At 36.9% G+C, this 20,439-nt stretch carries 19 protein-coding genes; 5 read left to right on the forward strand and 14 right to left on the reverse strand.

Features of this window, described 5'->3' with window-relative positions; genetic code table 11:
• Positions 1-40 precede the first annotated feature (40 nt).
• The 14 genes from FD688_RS05620 to dnaA all read right to left on the reverse strand — a co-directional run bounded on the left by FD688_RS05620 (position 41) and on the right by dnaA (position 16,131).
• The gene (locus FD688_RS05620) at positions 41-2,077 is read right to left on the reverse strand and encodes a DHH family phosphoesterase (protein WP_138742155.1); all 2,037 of its coding nucleotides are present in this window, start codon (positions 2,075-2,077) and stop codon (positions 41-43) included.
• 162 nt (positions 2,078-2,239) lie between these two features.
• Positions 2,240-2,476, reverse strand: a complete 237-nt coding sequence (gene rpsR, locus FD688_RS05625; RefSeq protein ID WP_034530639.1) for a 30S ribosomal protein S18 — start codon at positions 2,474-2,476, stop codon at positions 2,240-2,242.
• A gap of 28 nt (positions 2,477-2,504) precedes the next feature.
• Positions 2,505-3,002 (reverse strand): single-stranded DNA-binding protein, encoded by a 498-nt coding sequence (gene ssb / locus FD688_RS05630; protein ID WP_053794926.1) that lies wholly within the window; start codon positions 3,000-3,002, stop codon positions 2,505-2,507.
• Positions 3,003-3,045: 43 nt separating this feature from the next.
• Positions 3,046-3,336: a 30S ribosomal protein S6 gene (rpsF, locus tag FD688_RS05635; RefSeq protein WP_034533768.1), complete on the reverse strand. Its 291-nt coding sequence runs from the start codon at positions 3,334-3,336 to the stop codon at positions 3,046-3,048.
• A 184-nt stretch (positions 3,337-3,520) separates the two neighbouring features.
• Positions 3,521-4,609: a hypothetical protein gene (locus FD688_RS05640; RefSeq protein WP_138742156.1), complete on the reverse strand. Its 1,089-nt coding sequence runs from the start codon at positions 4,607-4,609 to the stop codon at positions 3,521-3,523.
• A gap of 121 nt (positions 4,610-4,730) precedes the next feature.
• On the reverse strand, positions 4,731-5,597 hold the full coding sequence (locus tag FD688_RS05645; RefSeq protein ID WP_138742157.1) for an MFS transporter: 867 nt from the start codon (positions 5,595-5,597) through the stop codon (positions 4,731-4,733).
• Entirely contained in the window at positions 5,548-6,021 is a 474-nt protein-coding gene (locus FD688_RS05650; RefSeq protein WP_138742158.1) for an MFS transporter, read from the reverse strand. The genes FD688_RS05645 and FD688_RS05650 overlap by 50 nt, the downstream gene beginning before the upstream one ends.
• A 124-nt stretch (positions 6,022-6,145) precedes the next feature.
• Entirely contained in the window at positions 6,146-8,623 is a 2,478-nt protein-coding gene (gene gyrA, locus FD688_RS05655) for a DNA gyrase subunit A (protein ID WP_412174681.1), read from the reverse strand.
• 118 nt (positions 8,624-8,741) lie between these two features.
• Positions 8,742-10,688 carry a DNA topoisomerase (ATP-hydrolyzing) subunit B gene (gyrB, locus tag FD688_RS05660; protein WP_138742160.1) on the reverse strand — a complete coding sequence of 649 codons (1,947 nt, stop codon included), beginning with the start codon at positions 10,686-10,688 and terminating at the stop codon, positions 8,742-8,744.
• Between the two features lie 23 nt (positions 10,689-10,711).
• Entirely contained in the window at positions 10,712-11,827 is a 1,116-nt protein-coding gene (gene recF / locus FD688_RS05665) for a DNA replication/repair protein RecF (protein ID WP_138742161.1), read from the reverse strand.
• Positions 11,828-11,836: 9 nt separating this feature from the next.
• Positions 11,837-12,055: a S4 domain-containing protein YaaA gene (gene yaaA / locus FD688_RS05670; RefSeq protein WP_171819640.1), complete on the reverse strand. Its 219-nt coding sequence runs from the start codon at positions 12,053-12,055 to the stop codon at positions 11,837-11,839.
• 202 nt (positions 12,056-12,257) lie between these two features.
• Positions 12,258-13,352: a M24 family metallopeptidase gene (locus FD688_RS05675; RefSeq protein WP_138742162.1), complete on the reverse strand. Its 1,095-nt coding sequence runs from the start codon at positions 13,350-13,352 to the stop codon at positions 12,258-12,260.
• 131 nt (positions 13,353-13,483) lie between these two features.
• The gene (dnaN, locus tag FD688_RS05680; RefSeq protein WP_053791241.1) at positions 13,484-14,620 is read right to left on the reverse strand and encodes a DNA polymerase III subunit beta; all 1,137 of its coding nucleotides are present in this window, start codon (positions 14,618-14,620) and stop codon (positions 13,484-13,486) included.
• A gap of 167 nt (positions 14,621-14,787) precedes the next feature.
• Entirely contained in the window at positions 14,788-16,131 is a 1,344-nt protein-coding gene (dnaA, locus tag FD688_RS05685) for a chromosomal replication initiator protein DnaA (protein ID WP_138742163.1), read from the reverse strand.
• Between the two features lie 487 nt (positions 16,132-16,618).
• Between dnaA and rpmH the strand changes: the two genes are divergently transcribed.
• The 5 genes from rpmH to mnmE all read left to right on the forward strand — a co-directional run bounded on the left by rpmH (position 16,619) and on the right by mnmE (position 20,414).
• Positions 16,619-16,753, forward strand: coding sequence for a 50S ribosomal protein L34 (gene rpmH / locus FD688_RS05690; RefSeq protein ID WP_034530627.1), 135 nt, complete (start codon positions 16,619-16,621; stop codon positions 16,751-16,753).
• A 60-nt stretch (positions 16,754-16,813) separates the two neighbouring features.
• On the forward strand, positions 16,814-17,176 hold the full coding sequence (rnpA, locus tag FD688_RS05695) for a ribonuclease P protein component (RefSeq protein WP_138742164.1): 363 nt from the start codon (positions 16,814-16,816) through the stop codon (positions 17,174-17,176).
• Positions 17,176-18,009, forward strand: coding sequence for a membrane protein insertase YidC (gene yidC, locus FD688_RS05700; RefSeq protein ID WP_054450956.1), 834 nt, complete (start codon positions 17,176-17,178; stop codon positions 18,007-18,009). The genes rnpA and yidC overlap by 1 nt, the downstream gene beginning before the upstream one ends.
• 106 nt (positions 18,010-18,115) lie before the next feature.
• Complete coding sequence (jag, locus tag FD688_RS05705) at positions 18,116-18,844, forward strand: RNA-binding cell elongation regulator Jag/EloR (RefSeq protein WP_138742165.1); 729 nt, start codon at positions 18,116-18,118, stop codon at positions 18,842-18,844.
• Between the two features lie 178 nt (positions 18,845-19,022).
• Positions 19,023-20,414: a tRNA uridine-5-carboxymethylaminomethyl(34) synthesis GTPase MnmE gene (mnmE, locus tag FD688_RS05710; RefSeq protein ID WP_138742166.1), complete on the forward strand. Its 1,392-nt coding sequence runs from the start codon at positions 19,023-19,025 to the stop codon at positions 20,412-20,414.
• Positions 20,415-20,439 lie beyond the last annotated feature (25 nt).

Raw genomic sequence — 20,439 nt, forward strand, 5'->3', positions numbered from 1 at the left:
TTATAAACTCTCTAGGTGTTTTTTTAAATGAATGAATTAATTAATTGTCTTCTGATTCTTCAGGAGCTTCTTCGCTTTTTACTTCATTGATGGAATCCAAAAGCATTTGTTCCACTTCTTCAATTGTCTTGTCGGCAATTTGAGTAGCACCACTTGACAAGTGGCCACCACCACCTAGTTCTTCCATCACTCTTTGCACATTTACTTCACCGTTACTTCTTGCAGAAATACCGATTAGGTCATCTGGACGATGAGAGATAACGTAAGAAGCTTCTACACCAGACATGTTTAGCATTGAGTCAGCTGCTTGAGCAGCAGTAACAGGATCGTAAACCTTGTCCTCTTCACCGGCTACATACATCATATTTTCATGACCTTCAACGACCTTAGCCATTGAAATTAAGTGCATTCTTGCCATGTAGGCATCAGGATTTTCACGCATAAATTGTTGCATTTCTTCCGAATCAGCACCAGCTGAACGTAGGTATGATGCAGCGTCAAAAGTTCTAGTTCCAGTACGTAAGGTAAATTGCTTAGTATCAACAAAGATACCGGTTAACATTGCTGTAGCTTCTAGTTTGCTTACAGGTTCTGCATCTTGTGATTGATATTCGAACATTTCGGTAATCAATTCACAGGTGGAAGAAGCATATGGTTCAATGTATACCAAGACTGGGTTTTCAGGGAATTCTTCACCACGTCTATGGTGATCAATAATCATAACCTTACTTTCCAATCTATTATATAGGTCTTCAGAAACACTCATTGATGGCTTAGAGTGGTCAACCATGATTAGTAAACTATTGTCGTCAGCTAGTTGTAAGGCTTCATCTGGTGTAATAATGTCGTCAGCTAGATTTTTGTCTTCTTTAGTTTTATCAATCAAACGTTGAACATCAGAATGGAATGTTCCATCTGGAATAACCACATAACAGTGCTTGTTGTTCATCTTAGCTAAACGATGAATACCAAGGCAGGCACCTATTGAATCCATATCTGGTTGACTGTGTCCTTGCACAAAGATAGTGTCTGCTTCCTTGAATAGTTCTTGTAAGGCTTGAGAAATCATACGAGCACGAACTCTGGTACGTTTTTCCATTGGGTTGGTCTTACCACCATAGAAACGTGCTTCGTGATCTTTAGCTTTCACAACAACTTGGTCACCACCACGACCTAAAGCTAAGTCCAAATCGCTTTGGGCTTGTTCAGATAGGTCATTTAGGTTGTCTTCACCATAAGCAATCCCAATACTCAAGGTAACTGGGTAGTTTTGCTTAGATGTAGATTCACGAATTTCGTCTAGGATACTAAACTTATCATCTTCGATATCTTTTAGAACCTTTGAATAGGCCATCATGATGTAGTGATCTTCGTCAACTTGTTTGATGAAGAAACCAAATTTTTGTGCCCAAATAGTCAATTCATTGGTAACGTAGTTATTTAGGTTTGAAATTTCTTGATCAGTCATTGATTGAGTAATTTCATCGTAGTTATCCAAGAAGACTTGTCCAACAGCGATTTTTTCATCATTGTAGTCTTTTTCAATTTGGTAGTACTTAGTAATATCCATCATGTAGATGGTGCGATATTCCTTTTGAATCAACATTGTAAAGTAATGGTCTTCCCACTTTACAGTTGCATAGTCAGGATTATCCCAATTGTTTTCCAGGATATCGGATAATTCTTCGTTTACTTCTTCAACGGTCTTACCAAGTAAATCTTGGTCACCAAAATAAGGAGTCAAATATGGGTTTACCCATTCAATTGCTCCTGTTTCACTAATCATTAATACACCCACTGGCATTTCCAAAAGTGTCTCTTGTTCACCACGGTGCATACGGTATGAAAGGTCTGAAATGTAATTATCGGTGCTAATACTTAAGTCGTTCATTTTCTTAAAGATGTAAGATAACAATGAACATACGAATACTAAGAAAAGGACACCAGATTTCCAATCGTATAGGAAAGAAACAACCAGACCAAAGATTGACAATACGGTTAAAGCTAACGCAATCCATCTAAGAACTTGGTTCTTTAGAAATGGAGGTAGGTTAGTTAGCGAGAACAATTTTTTCATTGTAACTCCTCTTTTTTTATTTTTTATATCTTTATTTTATCACATTAAGCGATTATTCAAAAAAAGGAGCTACAAACATTATTTGTATCCCCTTTATATCAATAATTTTAAATATAAAAAAACTGAGATTGATAAAAAATCAATCCCAGTCAAAAGTTATTTTTAGTCTTCTGAAACGAATGGCATTAAGCCCATGATACGAGCACGCTTGATAGCAAGAGTTAACTTACGTTGGTTCTTTGCGCTAGTACCAGTAACACGACGTGGTAAAATCTTACCTCTTTCAGATACGAAACGACTTAATAGGTTAGTATCTTTGTAATCGATGTATTCGATGTGGTTTGCGGCGATGAAGTCAACCTTACGGCGACGACGGCCACCTCTTCTTTGTTGAGCCATTAAATTTCCCTCCTCTTTTATTTACACATTAAAATGGTAAATCATCATCGGAAATATCAATTTGATCACCAGAGTTAGCGAATGGATCCGCTGAGTTGTTACCACCATTAGATGGGGCAGCATTGTTTGATGAAGCAAAAGGATTGTTATTTCCTGCATTTGCTTGAGGAGCATTGTTGCCGGCGTTGTTGTTACCTTGGTTACTTGAACGAGGTTCTAGTAATGCAAAGTTTTCTACAACTACTTCAGTAACATATACTCTTTGGCCTTGTTGATTTTCGTAATTTCTTGTTTGAATACGTCCATCAATTCCAACCAAAGCACCCTTATGGGTGAAGTTAGCAAAGTTTTCAGCGGATTTACGCCAGATAACACAGTTGATAAAATCTGCTTCTCTTTCACCTTGTTGGTTGGTAAAATTACGATCAACAGCTAAAGTGAAGTTACCTACGGCTGAACCGCTTGGAGTGTATCGCAAATCAACATCCCGTGTTAATCTACCAGTTAAAGTTGTACGATTAATCATGCTGAAAATTACTCCTCTCTTTTTAAAACGTTTAAATTCTAAATTATCTTCTTACAGTCATTTGACGTAGAATGTCATCACTGAATTTTGATTGACGGTCGAATTCGTCTAGAGCAGTCTTTTCTGCAGTAGTTAGGTTAACAATGTGGTATACACCTTCATTGTAACCGGCGATTTCGTAAGCAAAACGACGCTTTGACCAGTCTTTTGAATCAATAATCTTAGCACCATTATCAGTTAGAACCTTGTCGAACTTAGCAACTAAGTCGTTCTTAGCTCCTTCTTCCATATCTGGACGAATGATGTAAGTAATTTCATATTTGTGTTCTTCCATGAATTACACCTCCTTGTGGACTTTAGACCCAACCTATTGGGTTGAGTAAGGAGTACGAGTTATTTATAACCAATACTCACGTTCAATAAGTTTAACATTAAAAAATAAAATATTCAATACAAAAAAACGGGATTGTTTTTGTGCGATACATTTATATATACGCAAAGAAACATTCCCGTTATTCTTAAAAGTTATTAATTGTAAATAGTTGTGATCCACGAATTGTTAGAATGTATCCTAAACCTGCTTGGTTAAAGGCAATTCCTTCAAATTCTAGGTTAGTCTTGAACTTGGTTGTTCTAACATCCCTTGGACGTAATTTGTTTAGTTTGTTTACAGGAACTGATGAAATAACACCATCGGAAACAAAGTATAAACGGTTACTTGCTGGATTATAACCCATTCCTTGAGTTTGGAAACCTTGACCATTTGCTAGACCTTGCTTAATAGCGTGGAAGGTAACGTGATTTTTCTTAACCTGTCCCTTGAAGATAACAATTCTACCGGCAGATTTCCCTTGCATACGGTATTTAACGTATGTATAGAAGTTCCCGTTGTTGTCGATTGCTAATTCATTGTTGATTGAATATGATGGACTGAATTTGAAATTAATTTGCTTCACTGGTTTTAAAGTAGTTGGGCTAACTTCAACCAATGCAGCAGATTGTGCAACAACATTCATCTTTACATACCAAAGCATGTTAGTCTTTGGGTTCAATGCTAACGATTGACCATGACCGGCGTTAAACTTAGGACCAAACTTAATTGCAGACATAATTTGTGGATCACGACTTCTAAGTCCTAATCTTAATTGAGCCATGTTATTGGTATCAACACCTAAGCTGTGAAGTTTCCAAAGATCGTATCTAACAATAGTAGTATTAGTATCTGGGTACATTACGTAAGCGTATTGACCCGACTTAGAAATAGCAACACTTTGTGGATTCCCAAGGTCTCCACTCGTGTTATAAGTAACTGGAAGATAGAAACTAGTTTTCGCATTACGATGGAAATTACCGCCATTAGCATTCATTGTGTATGATGATGTTTGGTAAGTTAAGTTTTCATAATAACCCTTGCTAGCACCATAGCTATACTTAGGAATATATGCATAGTTTCCGTTGTTTACAAAGTGTGTTGCATATCCACCCTTCAAAGCATATCCCTTTTGATTGTACGTTTTAACACTAGCATTAGCGTTAATCCCCATTGCAAGCAAAAGGAATAGTGAAAAGACAAACAACAATGTCTTTAAATCTCTCCTTAAATTCATAAAAAATCCCCCTCAATTCTTGTATATTCTAATATTATCACCAATTTAACATAATTTTAATTAATATTTCATTAAATTATTATACTTTAAGTCCAATTAGTCTCATCCCATATTATCCTTCTTAATTAATTTGATCAGCATGTTCCTTTACATATGAATCATCCTTTTGGATGTTTCTAACAAATTGGGAAATACTCAAAACGGTGTAGGTGATTAAAATCAGACCACTAATCATCATTATAAAGCTACCACGTGGAAACATGTCGTATAACCATGTGTATACCAAGGTTCCAAATGGCATGATGGCGTAACCAACCGTATAGAGTGTGGAGCTAACTCTGCCTAAGATATTATGTTCAACTGTACTTTGTAGGCGAATTTCAATTGCCAAATCAAATATAGCAAAGGATAATTCCATTAATAATGACAATAGCATCCCAATTACCGAAATAATCATTTGATTCTTGGTAACCGTGAATAAGAAACCTAATCCGACCAAACTAATCCCAACTAGAATCATGGTTGACATAATCTTGATACCAAAATGATTTTGTTGTCTTAATCGACTAGTAATCAAACTACCTGTCAGATAACCAATCGAGTATCCAGTTTCCGTCCAAATCACAACTGAATTAGGCAAACCTAATTGGTTAACGATGATAAATGGGCTCCCGGTAACGACGGCTGTGTAGAAGAAATTAACCACAATTTCCGCCACAATACTATCACGAATAAATGGCCGTTTTTTTACGTATTGGAGTGTTTGTTTGAATTGCTCTTTTTGCGAAACTCGTTCTTGTTTTTCAACTTTTATCTCGTAGAAATGAAGCGACATCATAATTAACATTGCTACTAATGTTGCTACAATCTCTAGGGCGATTAATCCCTCAACACTAATCAAAGCATACAACGTAATTCCTAGGACAGGTGATAATATTCTAGAAGCGGATGCTACAGCGGTGGTGAGCGAAGTTAATTTTTGCCACATCTGACATCCGAACTAATTGTCGAATTGATGCTGAGTACGCCGTATTTCTAAGATTCACCAAAATAGAATCAATCGCAATGAAAATTGCGACCGGAATCAATAATGCTTCACCATGGAAAAATGGTAGCGCTAATGCCAAAGCGAAAAAGCCAATCATTCTTAAGACATATCCCCAAAAGATAATTCTCTTATGATTATGAGTATCGACAAAATTTCCAATCGGAATAAAGGTCAATAAACTAATCAAGGGACCAACTGCAATATTCATCCCAAAACTCAATGGAGAATGGGTGGCATGCAATAGCATGAAACTAATTCCGTACTGAAAAATCCCGTAACTAAAAGCCCCCAAGCCGTTACTAGTCAACGACTTAATAATTTGTTGATTGGAATGGCTCTGCGTTAGTTGATTTTGATTTTCCATCCGCTCACCCCCTATTTTTAAGTATATTAAGGCTTAATTATAGATTTATTGATGAACAACCACAATAAAAAAGCTTTCATCATAGGATTTGACGTCCTAAATGAAAGCTTTTTTTGTTTGACGATTATTCTTCGTCGTTATTATTTATTTCTTCAGTTGATTCTGCATCATCAGAACTTACATTAGCAGTTTGTTCTTCAGCATTATCTTCTGTTTCGTCTTCTTTTTGAACACGGGCAACAGTTGACACTCTAGAATCTTCATCAATCTTAATTAAGTGAACCCCTAGAGTAGCACGGCCAGTTTGTGAAACGTCAGAAATACTAAATCTAATCATAACACCCTTATCAGTAACAAGCATGATATCTTCATCACCGGAAACAGTAGTCAATCCAGCTAATGGACCGTTCTTTTCAGTCACGTTAACTGTCTTGATACCCTTACCGCCACGGCCTTTGATTTGGTATTCGGAAGCAGGAGTTTGCTTACCATAACCGTTTTCAGAGATAACGAAGACGTTGTCGTTTGGATCCAATACATCTCCACCAACTACGTAATCATTTTCTCTTAGACGAATACCACGAACCCCTGTAGCAGAACGTCCCATTGAACGAACATCTGAAACCTTGAAGCTGACACAGTAACCTAAGTGTGTACCAATAATAATGTTTTGGTCTTCAGATACTGTTGATACACGCATCAATTCATCTTCATCCTTCAAGTGAATAGCCTTTAGACCATTACTTCTGATGTTTTGGAATTCATCGATTGGTGTACGTTTTACAGTTCCCTTTAGGGTTGTGAAGAATAAGAATCTACCGTCGTTACTTTCTTTATCATCAACTGGAATAACAGCTTGAATCTTTTCATCTGTATCAATTCCTAATAGGTTAATGATTGGAATACCCTTAGCAGAACGACCGTATTCAGGAATTTCGTAACCCTTCATTCTGTAAACCTTACCTAAGTTGGTAAAGAATAGTAATGAGTGGTGGGTAGTAGTTGCTAGTAAGTGTTCGATGAAGTCATCATCATGGACACCCATTCCTTGAACACCACGACCACCTCGGTTTTGACTCTTAAATTCTGAAGTAGCTGTACGCTTGATGTAACCGTTGTGAGTCAATGTAATCATGATATCTTCTTCAGCGATTAAATCTTCGTCTTCGATACTTAGAACTTCTCCAACACGTAGTTCAGTTTTTCTTTCATCACCGTATTTTTCTTGGATTTCTAATAATTCTTGATAGATTAATTCATTAATCTTTTCACGACTACCTAGAATTTCCTTGTAATGTTCGATGTCTTTTAATAGTTCAGCATGTTCGCTAACAATTTTGTCGCGTTCCAAACCAGTCAAACGAACAAGACGCATATCCAAGATAGCTTGGGCTTGCTTATCAGTTAGTGAGAATTCACTCATTAATTGATCCTTAGCGATTGCTGAGGTTTGTGATTCACGGATAATTGTAATAACGCGATCAATGTTATCCAAAGCAACGATTAAACCGGCTAGGATGTGAGCACGATTTTCAGCTTTAGCTAATTCGTATTCAGTACGACGTTTAATAACGTTAACTTGGTGTTCCAAGTATTCATTTAAGATTTCTTTCAAGCTTAAAATTCTTGGAGTACCGTCAACGATAGCTAGCATGTTAAAACTAAAGCTAGTTTGCATTAATGTTAGCTTGTACAGATTATTTAAAACAACTTGAGCAGATGCATCACGTCTAACATCAATAACGATTCTCATACCGTCACGGTCAGATTCATCATTGATATCGGTAATTCCATCTAGTCGTTTATCTCGCACTAGGTTGGCGATGTGTTCAATTAACTTCGCCTTGTTAACCATGTATGGAATTTCAGTGGCGATAATGCGTTGCTTACCACTCTTTTGTTCTTCAATTTCTGTTTTAGCGCGTAGCACAATGCTACCCTTACCTGATTCATAAGCTCTTCTAATTCCAGACTTACCTAAAACGACACCACCTGTTGGAAAGTCAGGTCCAGGTAATGCTTCCATCAAGTCAGCAGTAGTAGCTTCTGGATTGTTCATTAAAATATGAATTGCTGAGATTACTTCACTTAAATTGTGAGGTGGAATGTTTGTAGCCATCCCAACAGCAATTCCTGAAGCACCATTAACAAGTAGATTTGGGAAACGGGAAGGTAGTACTTCTGGTTCTCTTTCACTACCATCAAAGTTGTCTTGAAAATCAACAGTATCTTTGTTGATGTCTCTTAACATTTCCATACCAATTTTACTTAGTTTTGCTTCGGTATAACGCATGGCAGCGGCACCATCACCATCGACAGAACCAAAGTTACCATGTCCATTAACCAATGGATATCTATAACTAAATGTTTGGGCCATTCTAACCATTGATCCATAGACCGCCGCGTCACCATGGGGGTGATACTTACCAAGAGTATCCCCTACGATTCTGGCAGACTTACGGAATGGTTTATCAGGTGTTAAACCAAGTTCACGCATATCGTATAGAATTCTTCTATGAACTGGTTTCATTCCATCTCGAACATCAGGAAGGGCACGCGCAACGATAACACTCATTGCGTAGTCCAAGAATGATGTTTTCATTTTTTCAGATAAGTCAACGTTTTCAATACGATGGCTTGATAAATCTTCATTATTGGCCAATGTTTTTACCTCCAATTCATGGTCGTTACATTAAAATGTTTCACATGAAACATCCATGTTAAATGTCTAAGTTTTCAACGAATGTGGCGTTTTCTTCAATGAATTTACGACGTGGTTCTACCTTGTTACCCATCAACATATCAAAGATTTCGGCAGCTTGTGCAGCATCCTTGGCTTCAACTCTTTGTAAACGACGGTTATCTGGGTTCATAGTAGTATCCCAAAGTTGTTCGGCATCCATTTCACCAAGACCCTTGTAACGAGAGATGCTAGGTTTTGGAGATGCAGGCAATTGAGCCTTCCATTGTTCCAATTCATCATCATTTGCAATGTATCTAATCATCTTACCTTGTTGTAAACGATACAAAGGTGGCTGAGCGATGTAGACATATCCAGCGTCGATTAATGGACGCATGTAGTTGTAAATCAAAGTCAATAGAAGCGTTTGAATATGGGCACCATCGACATCGGCATCGGTCATAATAATTAGTTTGTGGTAATGAACCTTTTCAATATCAAAGTCATTACCAAAACCAGTACCCATTGCTGTAAACATTGATCTGATTTCTTCATTGGCTAAAATTTTGTCCATTGTCGCCTTTTGAACGTTCAAAATCTTACCTCTAATTGGCAAGATGGCTTGAGTCAAACGAGAACGACCTTGCTTAGCAGATCCACCCGCGGAGTCCCCTTCGACAATGAATAGTTCAGAAATTTCAGGGTCACGACTAGTATTGTTAGCTAACTTACCAGGTAAGTTAGAAATTTCTAGCCCTGATTTCTTTCTAGTAACTTCACGAGCACGCTTAGCAGCGGCACGAACACGAGAAGCTAATGCACCCTTTTCAACAATTTGCTTACCTAGTGTTGGGTTTTCAAATAAGAACTTAGCAAAGTGTTCTGAGAAAATGTGATCAGTAGCAGTTCTTGCGTCTGAGTTACCTAACTTAGTCTTAGTTTGTCCTTCGAATTGTGGGTCCGGATGTTTAACAGAAATAACAGCTGTCAAACCTTCACGAACGTCAGGACCAGTTAAGTTATCGTCTTTTTCTTTTAGTAGGTTATTCTTACGAGCATAATCGTTAATAACACGAGTTAATGCGCGTTTGAAACCTTCTTCGTGAGTACCACCTTCGATGGTGTGAATATTGTTGGTAAATGTTCTCATTTCACTGTGGTAATCATCAGTGTATTGAAGTGCCACTTCAACTGAAATGTCATTTTCCATACCTTCAACATAGATTGGTTCTTCGAACAATGGTGTCTTGTCACTATCGATGTATTCAACGTAGTGCTTAATACCACCTTCGTAGTGGAACTCTTCGTAGGTTGGTTCTTCTTGACGATTATCACGAAGTGAAATTTTTAGTCCCTTGTTTAAGAAAGCAAGTTCTCTAATTCTTTCAGTCAAAGTTTTGATGTTGTAAGTAGTTGTTTCAGTGAAGATATCTGGATCTGGAAGGAAGTGAACCTTAGTACCATGGTTATCAGGGTCATCATCACCAATAAACTTCATGTTGGTATTAACGTGACCACGTTTAAAGTCCATGTAGTACTTCTTACCATCACGGGTTACGGTTACATCTAATTCAGTTGATAATGCATTAACAACTGATGCCCCAACCCCGTGAAGACCACCAGAAACTTTGTATCCGCCACCACCGAACTTACCTCCGGCATGCAAAATGGTAAATACTGTTTCTAGGGCTGGTTTTCCGGTCTTTTCTTGGATATCAGTAGGAATCCCACGTCCATTATCGACAATTGTGATACTATTATCCTTTTCAACAGTCACGTGAATGGTATCAGCGAACCCAGCTAGGGCTTCATCAATCCCATTATCAATAATTTCCCATACTAAATGGTGGAGACCTTGAACACTGGTAGATCCAATGTACATACCTGGACGTTTACGTACCGCTTCTAGACCTTCTAGAACTTGAATTTGACTGGCATTATATTCGTCAGCTTTTCTTCTTTGTTCTTCTTTTTCATTTTCAGTCAACTTTATTCCTCCCCTAATTCAGACTATTCTTCTACGACTTGCCCGCTTGAAATATTGAACACTTTTGGATCAGATATTAGATCACGAGCAATTCCGCTTAGACTCGTAGTCGTCAAAAACGTTTGCACTTTATCTTGAATTGACTTCAATAAATGAGTCTGACGATTATCGTCTAACTCGGATAAAACATCATCCAATAATAGGATTGGATATTCATTCGTTTCTTCCTTCATCAAATCAATTTCGGCTAACTTAACCGAAAGTGCTGATGTTCTTTGTTGGCCCTGTGAGCCAAATGTCGAAACATCTTTTCCGTTGATAATAAACTGTAAATCATCACGATGTGGACCATATAACGTATTACCCTGTCTAATTTCTTTGTCCTTGTTTTCTTCAAACAATTCCTTTAAACCTGTGTAAATGTCATTTTCATTGGTCTGCTGTTTTTTCTTTAATGCGCAAACATATTTAAACTTCAATTTTTCCTTACCTTGAGAAATTTCGGAATGAATATTTGCTGCCCATCCCTGCAACTTCTTCAATAATTCTAAACGTTGAAAAATTATCTTGGCACCATATGCAGCTAATTGATCAGATAAGACATCTAGATAAAGCTTATCTGAAGCCTCTTTTAGCTGTAGCTGCTTTAGGTAATTATTTCGTTGTTTTAAAATCTTGCGGTATTGAGAATTATTGTATAAATACTGGCTACTCATTTGACCAAACTCCATGTCCATGAAACGACGACGAACCGTTGGCGCTCCCTTAACGATGGATAAGTCTTCCGGAGCAAACAAAATCACGTTTAGTTCACCCACATAAGAGGATAGCTTGGCCTGTTCGAGTTGATTTACCTTCGCACGTTTGCCTTTCTTCCCCAAATCGATTTCCAATTTAGTGGTGCCTAGTTCCTTTTCAATCTCGCCATAGACCTGTGCATTTTCATTTTCCCAATTAATCAAATCACGATTATTATTGGTACGATGACTACGCGTTAATGCCAAAACATAGATTGCTTCTAACATGTTGGTCTTTCCCTGGGCATTATCACCCAATAAGACGTTAATTGAAGGTGAGAACTGCACCTCTACATCGCTATAATTACGAAAATTACGTAATTTGAGTTCTCTTAATTTCATAAATAAAGCCTACTTTTTGCGAATAAAAAACAAACCAACATCAATAACTTCAACGTTATCACCGTCGTATAACTTCTTACCACGACGATCTTCAGGTTCATCGTTTAGTTTCACTGCATGGTCCTTCAAATACCACTTAGCTTGACCACCGGAAGATACGATATCCTCTTCCTTTAACAACTGACCTAATGTTATATATTCGGTATCGATGAAAACATTCTTTTTCAAAACTTCACCCACCTTTTCCTATGTATTATTATACCCTTTTGATGGTCAAAAGTATAGTTTATAAGCTGATTTTCGCCTTTCTAAGCAATTATATAAAAGTGCTTACTATTTTGTTAAATCTATGCCAAAATCGCTCATATCCTAAAAAAATCAATTTAAACGCAAAAAGAACCCCTTAGATAAGCTTCTAAGGGGTCTTATTTTATAAATATTTAATTTCTTTTGGTGTATGGGTAAATGGTTCGCAGCCATCTTCAGTTACATAAACACAATCTTCGATTCGAACTCCAGCGAATCCTGGCACGTAAATTCCAGGTTCAATTGAGAAACACATCCCTGGTTTCAATACCATCTTATTACCTTCCATGATTGATGGGAATTCGTGTTCAGACATTCCCATTCCATGGCCTAGACGGTGGATGAAGTATTTACCATATCCTGCCTTTTCGATAATGTCTCTTGCGACCTTATTAACTTCTTCGGCTGTTACACCTGGTTTAACGAAATCCATCGCAGCTAATTGTGCTTCTAGACAGACATCATAGATTTCTTTTTGTTTGTCGCTAATTTCACCAACTGCAACAGTTCTGGTTGCATCTGAGATATAACCATCATGCACTGTTCCTAGATCAAATAGCACCATTTCATTTTCTTTTACTAAATTATCAGAGGTCGCACCATGTGGTTCAGCAGCATGTGCTCCTGCTTGAACTAAGGTATCAAAACTCATTTCCATGACACCTTTTTGCTTTAGTGCGTATTCCAATTCAGCTACGACTGATTTTTCTGACTTCCCTGCTTTTAATGCAGCGAAACCTTTTTCAAAAGCAAAGTCTGCTTCTTTACCCGCTTCCTTTAGCTTTTCGATTTCGTCTGGAGTCTTAATCAAACGCATTGTGTTCAAATAATCAGTCACGTCCGTTTCAAAAGTTACATCTTGCAACTCTCTGTGTAAATTTTCTAGACGTGCAACTGTTAAGCTTTCTTTTTCAATTCCTGCTGATTTTGGCGTTGCTACTCTTTGTTGGATATGAGCAGCAATCTTTTGCCATGGATTTTCATGATCTAAGTATCCATAAACATCATATGGAAAACCAGTATCTTTAATTGCTTCTACTTCCAATGCGGGTGCAAACATAAAAGGATCCTTTTCAGGAAATACGATTAATGCTAATACCCTCTCCACCGGATCACTATAAAACCCAGTTAAGTATTGAATTGTTTTAGGATCACTTAGATATGTGAAATCTAATCCATTGTTGTAGGTCCAATCCTGGATTGACTTTATCTTAGACATGCAAACCCCTCCTTTTAGTATATCTTAGACTAAAATTACAAAATTTCAAACAATTATTAATTCGTAAATTAAAAAACGCGACCTCTTTATTAGACGAAAATCGCGTTTTATTAAATTAATTATTAAAATCCCTAAAATGTACGTACTGGAGTGATTAATTCGATGAAGTTTTCAGCATCTTCAGAAGGAACAAGGGTAAATGGACGTAGTGATGACGTGAATGAAACATTAATCATTGAGTGTCCAAATGCACGTAAAGCGTCCTTCATGTAATCAGGGTTGAATGAAATTTCTAAGTCATTTCCAGCAACTTCTTTGCTTTCAACTTCTTCTTCAACGTTACCAACATCTGGAGAATTACCAGAGATGGTTACTTGTTTAACATTTGCCTTGATAGTTAGTTTAACAACGTTATTTCTTGATTCGTGAGATAAAAGAGAAGCTCTTTCAATTGCACCAAGTAATTCATAGGCATCAAATTGAACATTAGTTTCTGATTCTTTAGGAATCAATCTAGAAGTGTCAGGGTATGTTCCTTCAAGTAGTCTAGAGTAGAAGTAAGTGTTTCCAATAGTGAATAACACTTGGTTTTCGGTGATCTTCATTTTAACGTTTTCAGTATCATCTGAAATCATCTTTGATAATTCTGAAAGACTGCTTCCAGGAATGATAACGTCGTATTCACCTTGGTTATCAGGTAGGGCCACTTTACGTTGACTTAGACGGTGTGAATCAGTAGCGACAGCAAATAAAGTACCGTCCTTTAGCACGAAGTGAACACCAGTTAAGATAGGGCGACTTTCTTGGTTTGATACGGCGATAACAGTTTGGTTAATGATTTCCTTGAATACGTCACCTGATAATGAAATTTCGTTATCGTTTTCGATTTCAGGTAAGTGAGGATAATCTGCTGCATCTAAACCATTGATAGTGAATGATGATGTTCCTGAAGTGATTTCAGTTTGAAAACCATTAGCAACAGAAAGTGTCATTTTATCACTAGGTAATTTTTTAACAATTCCACTGAAAAATCTAGCAGGTAAGACAATTGAACCTTCTTCTTCGATGATTAGTTCGTTATCTGCATCGTTTCTATCAATAACAGTTTCGATAGAAACATCAGCATTGCTACCAGTTAAAATCAAACCTTCATTTGATGCACTTAACTTTAGACCGGTCAAAATAGGAATAGTGGTTTTTGATGAAATAGCTCTTGAAACCATGTTTATCCCTTGAATGAATGCTGATCGTTTGATTGAAAATTTCATTTTGAATGTCTCCTCGCATGTAATATTTAATATTAATTAATATATATAGTTAAAACAGTAGTAGTAGGGCCTGTGTATACTGTGGAAAACTCTATTTGCTCTTACGGATACAAAGTTTTACACATGTGGATAAGTTGTGGATAAGTCACCACATTTTTCCACAGACTTTATCTCTCTAATGTTTCCTTTAGTTCTTGGATTTGTTCTTTGATTGTTGAATCAGATTGAACTGCATCGGCTATTTTATCGTAAGCATGGATGACAGTTGTATGATCTTTACCGCCAAAGGCGCTGCCAATCTTTGGAAGAGAACTATTAGTTAAGGTACGACTTAAATACATTGCTATTTGACGAGGGATAACGATTGTTTTAACACGTTTTTTCCCTTTTAAGTCGTCTATAGAAACGTTGTAATAATTTGAAACTGATTTGATTATGTTTTCAACCGTAATTTCTGGTTTTGAATCTTCTCGGTTAAGACCGCGTAGAGCTTCTGAAACCAAATCAGTTGTGATTGGAACTTTTTTGAAGTTAGCGAATGCATGAACACGTGACAATGCTCCTTCTAGTTCACGAACGTTTGAATCAAATTGACCAGCTATGTAGTTAAGCGTATCTGGGGGAACTTGAATCCCGTCTCCTTCTGCTTTTGCACGCAAGATAGCAATTCTTGTTTCTAAGTCTGGAGGAGTAATATCTACTGGAAGTCCCCAAGCAAATCGAGAAACTAAACGATCTTGCAACTTTGCAATTTCATTAGGTAAACGATCAGAAGTTAAAACAATTTGTTTTTTATTTTCGTACAAATCATTAAATGTATGGAAGAATTCTTCTTGAGTCCCGTCCTTATCAGCAAAGAACTGAACATCATCAACTAGTAATGCATCAACGTTTCTGTATTCTTGTCTGAATGCTTCTGTTTCATTATTTTGAATGGCATTAATGAAATCGTTGGTAAATGATTCACTAGTTACATACATAATGTTTGCAGTTGGATTGTCTTCTAAGATTTTGTTACCAATTGCATGCATCAAGTGGGTTTTTCCTAAACCGACACCTCCGTACAAAAGAAGTGGGTTATACATTTTTCCTGGATCTTCGGAAACAACTAGCGCCGCTGCATGCGCCATTTGGTTACCTTTACCGATAACGAAGGATTCAAATGTATAGTTAGGATTTAGATGGCTGTTTTGTAAGAATTCATTATTGTTTACGCTGCCTGAATTCTCTTTAACGGCATCATTTTTCTTATTAGAACTCCTAAGATCTCCTTCTAAAACAAATTTTGGAACGATATCTCTTTTAGTTATTTGATATGAATACTCTACTAAAGAGTCCTCTAACTTATCTTCCCAATAATCACGATGGAGAGGAGATGGAAGTTCTAGCGTTAGCTCATTTCCGACTAAGCTAATGGGCTTAACTGTAGCAATCCATGTTGAATAGGTTGTAGTGGAGTAATTTTTTTCAAAAGCTTCACTGATTGCTTCCCATAATGAGTCTTTATCCATGAATCATTTCCTCCCGTTAAAAATCTTTAGTAATTTTACCATTAAAAAAAAAAGTTTTCCACAAGCATATTTACTTGTGTATAATTGTTTCACACCTTGTTAATTTTATTTTCCACAACCTGTTGATAACTTGATTAAAATCATCTCATTTTTTAGTTTTCCACAGAAAATTGTTAATAATCCACAGGTAAGTATAACCGATATATCAATAAAAACAAAAAGTTATGCACAACTTGTGAATAATTCTAATAACAGGTTGTTTACTTGTGGAAAACTTGTGGAAAAGACTGTTAATTGCAAAATTTTAATCAACAGGAAAAATCAAAAAATGTGTATGAAACAAATTGAAATGTGGATAAAAAATGGATCTCTTTAGGGAAAGAATTTGATTTTTATGTTTCATCATTAATTTTTTTATGGTATTATGTTTAGGAAATGTATTTGACATAGAAAAGAAACACACAAAATATATAAGGGAGGGTTAGTAATGAAGAGAACTTACCAACCAAAGAAACGTAAGCACGCACGTACTCACGGTTTCCGTAGTCGTATGAGCACTAGCAACGGTCGTAAAGTTTTAGCTCGCCGTCGTAAAAAAGGTAGAAAGTCATTGACTGTATAGACCACTGACCATTCAGTGGTCTTTTTCATTATATTGAACAAAATTTAATGGAGATGGATTATGCGTAAGTCATACCGCGTCAAAAAAGAAGCAGAATTCCAAAATGTTTTTGAAAAACATAATTCAGTTGCTAATCGGACTTTTGTCATTTATCAAATGGAAAAGCCTGATCAACCCCATTTTAGAGTCGGTATCTCAGTTGGTAAGAAGATTGGAAATGCCGTTCATAGAAACTGGGTTAAAAGACGAGTTAGACAAAGTTTGACAGAATTAAAGCCATATCTAAAACAAGATGTTGATTTTTTGGTTATTGCTCGTCCAAGAGCCGACCAACTATCAATGGAAGAAGTTAAGAAGAATATGGTGCATGTTTTAAAATTAGCAAACTTGCTTGATTCTGATTATGTTGAGGGAGAAGACTAATGAAAAAATTTAAAAAGTATCTTTCACTTACTTCAATTTTAGGATTGGTATTTTTCTTGACTGCATGTAGTAATAAACCAATTACTTCACACAGTACCGGTCTATGGGATGGAGTTATCGTACTTAATTTCTCAAGAGCCATCATTTGGTTAGCTAAATTCTTTGGTTCTAACTATGGAATGGGTATCGTTGCTTTTACCATCATCGTTCGTATCATTATCTTGCCTTTGATGATTTATCAAACCAAGAGTATGAAGAAGACGCAAGAACTACAACCTAAGTTAAAGGAACTTCAAAAGAAGTATTCATCAAAGGATACTGAAACTGTTAAGTTACTTCGTGAAGAACAACAAAAGCTATATGCTGAAGCAGGCGTTAATCCTGTTGCTGGTTGTTTACCACTACTAGTTCAATTGCCAATCTTGTGGGCCTTATACCAAGCTATCTGGCGTACAGATGTTTTGAAGTCAGGTCATTTCCTATGGTTACAATTAGGACACAAAGACCCATACTTTATTATGCCGGTTCTAGCCGCCGTATTTACTTTCATTAGTTCATGGCTAGCAATGAAGTCACAACCTGAGCAAAATGGGATGACAAAAGGAATGATGTTCGGGATGCCCGTTATCATTTTCTTCATGGCATTAAATATTCCTGCTGCGATCTCAATTTATTGGGTAGTAACAAATGCCTTCCAAGCTGTACAAACATTGTTTATTCAAAATCCTTGGAAGATTCAAAGAGAACGAGAAGAAAAGCTTCGTGCTGAAAAGCAACACAAGCGTAATGTTGAAAAAGCAATTCGCAAAGCTAAAAAATCTCGTCGTAAATAATAAAAAAGCGTCTGATTTTATAATCAGACGCTTTTTTTGTGTATCATTGGACCGCTATTTTGTGATATTATTAATAACATAGTTTATTTTTAAAAGGAGTCCCAACATGTCAACATTTACTGCTAAAACAGTCAGTGAAGCGATCGAGGAAGGACTAAAGTCACTAAACGTTGATAAGAGCAATGCTGAAATCAACATTGTTCAAACAAACCGTAAAGGCTTTTTTGGAATCGGAAAACGTGATGCAATCGTCGAAATCGACGTTAAAAAACATCAAAATGCATCAAACACTCAAGAAATCGCAGAAACACCAACAAAAAACATTAAGATTAACAACCAATCAGAAGAAACAACAGAAACTAAGAAACGTCATCATTCAAACGAACAAGCCATGGAAGATTTAGTGGTTTATTTGAAGCCAATTGTTGAAGAATTGGGCGTTTCAGCCGAATTACAACCTAAGATTATTAACCGTAAGTTCGCTCGTATTAATTTCAAGACTGAACAAGAAGGTCTACTAATTGGTAAACATGGACTAACCATCAATGCTTTACAAAACTTGGCACAAATCTACTTGAACCACATTGGATATAGCCGTTTGTCAATTCAACTAGATACAGCTGATTATCGTCACCGTCGTACTGAAATTTTGAAGAAATTAGCTGAAAAAACAGCCAGAGAAGCAGTTGCAACAGGACAACCTGTATACCTAGATCCAATGCCTTCTTTCGAGAGAAAGGTTATTCATAACCAACTAGAAGATAATCTATACGTCAACACATTTTCATCGGGTCGCGAACCTTACCGTGCTGTCGTTGTAGAACCGCAAGGATAGTCATATAAATTGACAAAAGCGGATAAAGTTTTTATTATATAAAGTATCATTCTTATCAGAGATAGATGAAGTAGTCAAAGTGCTTTATCCATGCTGAGTTTTTTTGGCGTGGAGTGGGCACTTTTTTTGTGCGCTAGACCACAATACGGATTTTGATAATTGAGAAAGGAAGAGGAACATGGCAACGACTACAGATTTTGATACAATTGCAGCGATTTCAACACCACCTGGTGAAGGGGGTATCTCCATCGTTCGAATTAGTGGGGATGACGCTTTAAAGGTAATTAGTAAAATTTATCGAGGTAAGGACTTAAACAAAGTTGCCTCACACACCATTAATTACGGACATGTCTTTGATCCAGACACTAACGAAGACGTTGACGAAGTAATGGTATCAGTAATGAGAGCTCCAAAGACTTACACATGTGAAGACGTGATTGAGGTTAACTGTCATGGTGGTATCTTAGCCACTAACACTATTCTTCAATTGATTTTAAGTTATGGTGCTCGTCTTGCTGAACCAGGTGAATTTACTAAACGTGCATTCTTAAATGGAAGAATTGACCTTTCACAATCAGAAGCAGTTATGGATGTCATTGATGCTAAAACTACTCGTTCTATGAAGGCTGCTGAAAGCCAACTTGAAGGAAACCTTTCAAGACTAATTAGAACGCTTAGACAACAAATTTTGGACGTTTTAGCAAATGTCGAAGTTAACATTGATTACCCTGAATATGACGATGCCGAAGTAATGACTTCTAAGTTGTTGAAGGAAAATGCGGTTGATTTAAAAGCTAAAGTTGAAAAACTGTTAGAAACTGCCAAGCAAGGACAAGTGCTAAGAGATGGACTTGCTACTTCTATCGTTGGTCGTCCAAATGTTGGTAAATCAAGTATCTTAAACCACTTGTTGCACCAAGATAAGGCCATCGTTACAGATGTTCCAGGAACCACCCGTGACGTGTTAGAAGAATACGTTAACGTTAAGGGTGTTCCTTTGAAGTTAGTGGATACAGCCGGAATCCGTGAAACCGAAGATAAGGTCGAAAAAATCGGTGTGGAACGTTCAAGAAAGGCCATCGCTAGTTCAGACCTAGTGCTATTGGTATTGAACTACTCAGAACAACTTTCTGACGAAGATCGTCAATTAATCGAACTAACTAATGATTCCAAACGAATTGTCATTTTGAATAAGACCGACTTGCCTCAACAAATTGATGTTGATGAAGTTAAGAATCTAGTTGGCGCAGAAAACGTAATTACTACTTCTGCCATTCAAGACAATGGAACTGAACCACTTGAGGAAATGATTGCTAAGCTATTCTTTACCCAGGGAATTCAAAGTTCACAAAATGACGTTATGGTTACAAATGCCAGACACGTTAGTTTGTTACACAATGCAAAAGAATCACTAAACAGCGTAATTAACGGATTGGATGAAGGTCTACCGGTTGATTTAGTTCAAATGGACATGCACGCATGTTGGGAATCACTTGGTGAAATTACCGGTGATAGCTACAATGGTGAGCTATTAGATCAACTATTCAGCCAATTCTGTCTAGGAAAATAGTCAATTGTTTCATGTGAAACATTTT

Source organism: Apilactobacillus kunkeei, assembly GCF_005930975.1.
Lineage (GTDB): Bacteria > Bacillota > Bacilli > Lactobacillales > Lactobacillaceae > Apilactobacillus > Apilactobacillus kunkeei_E.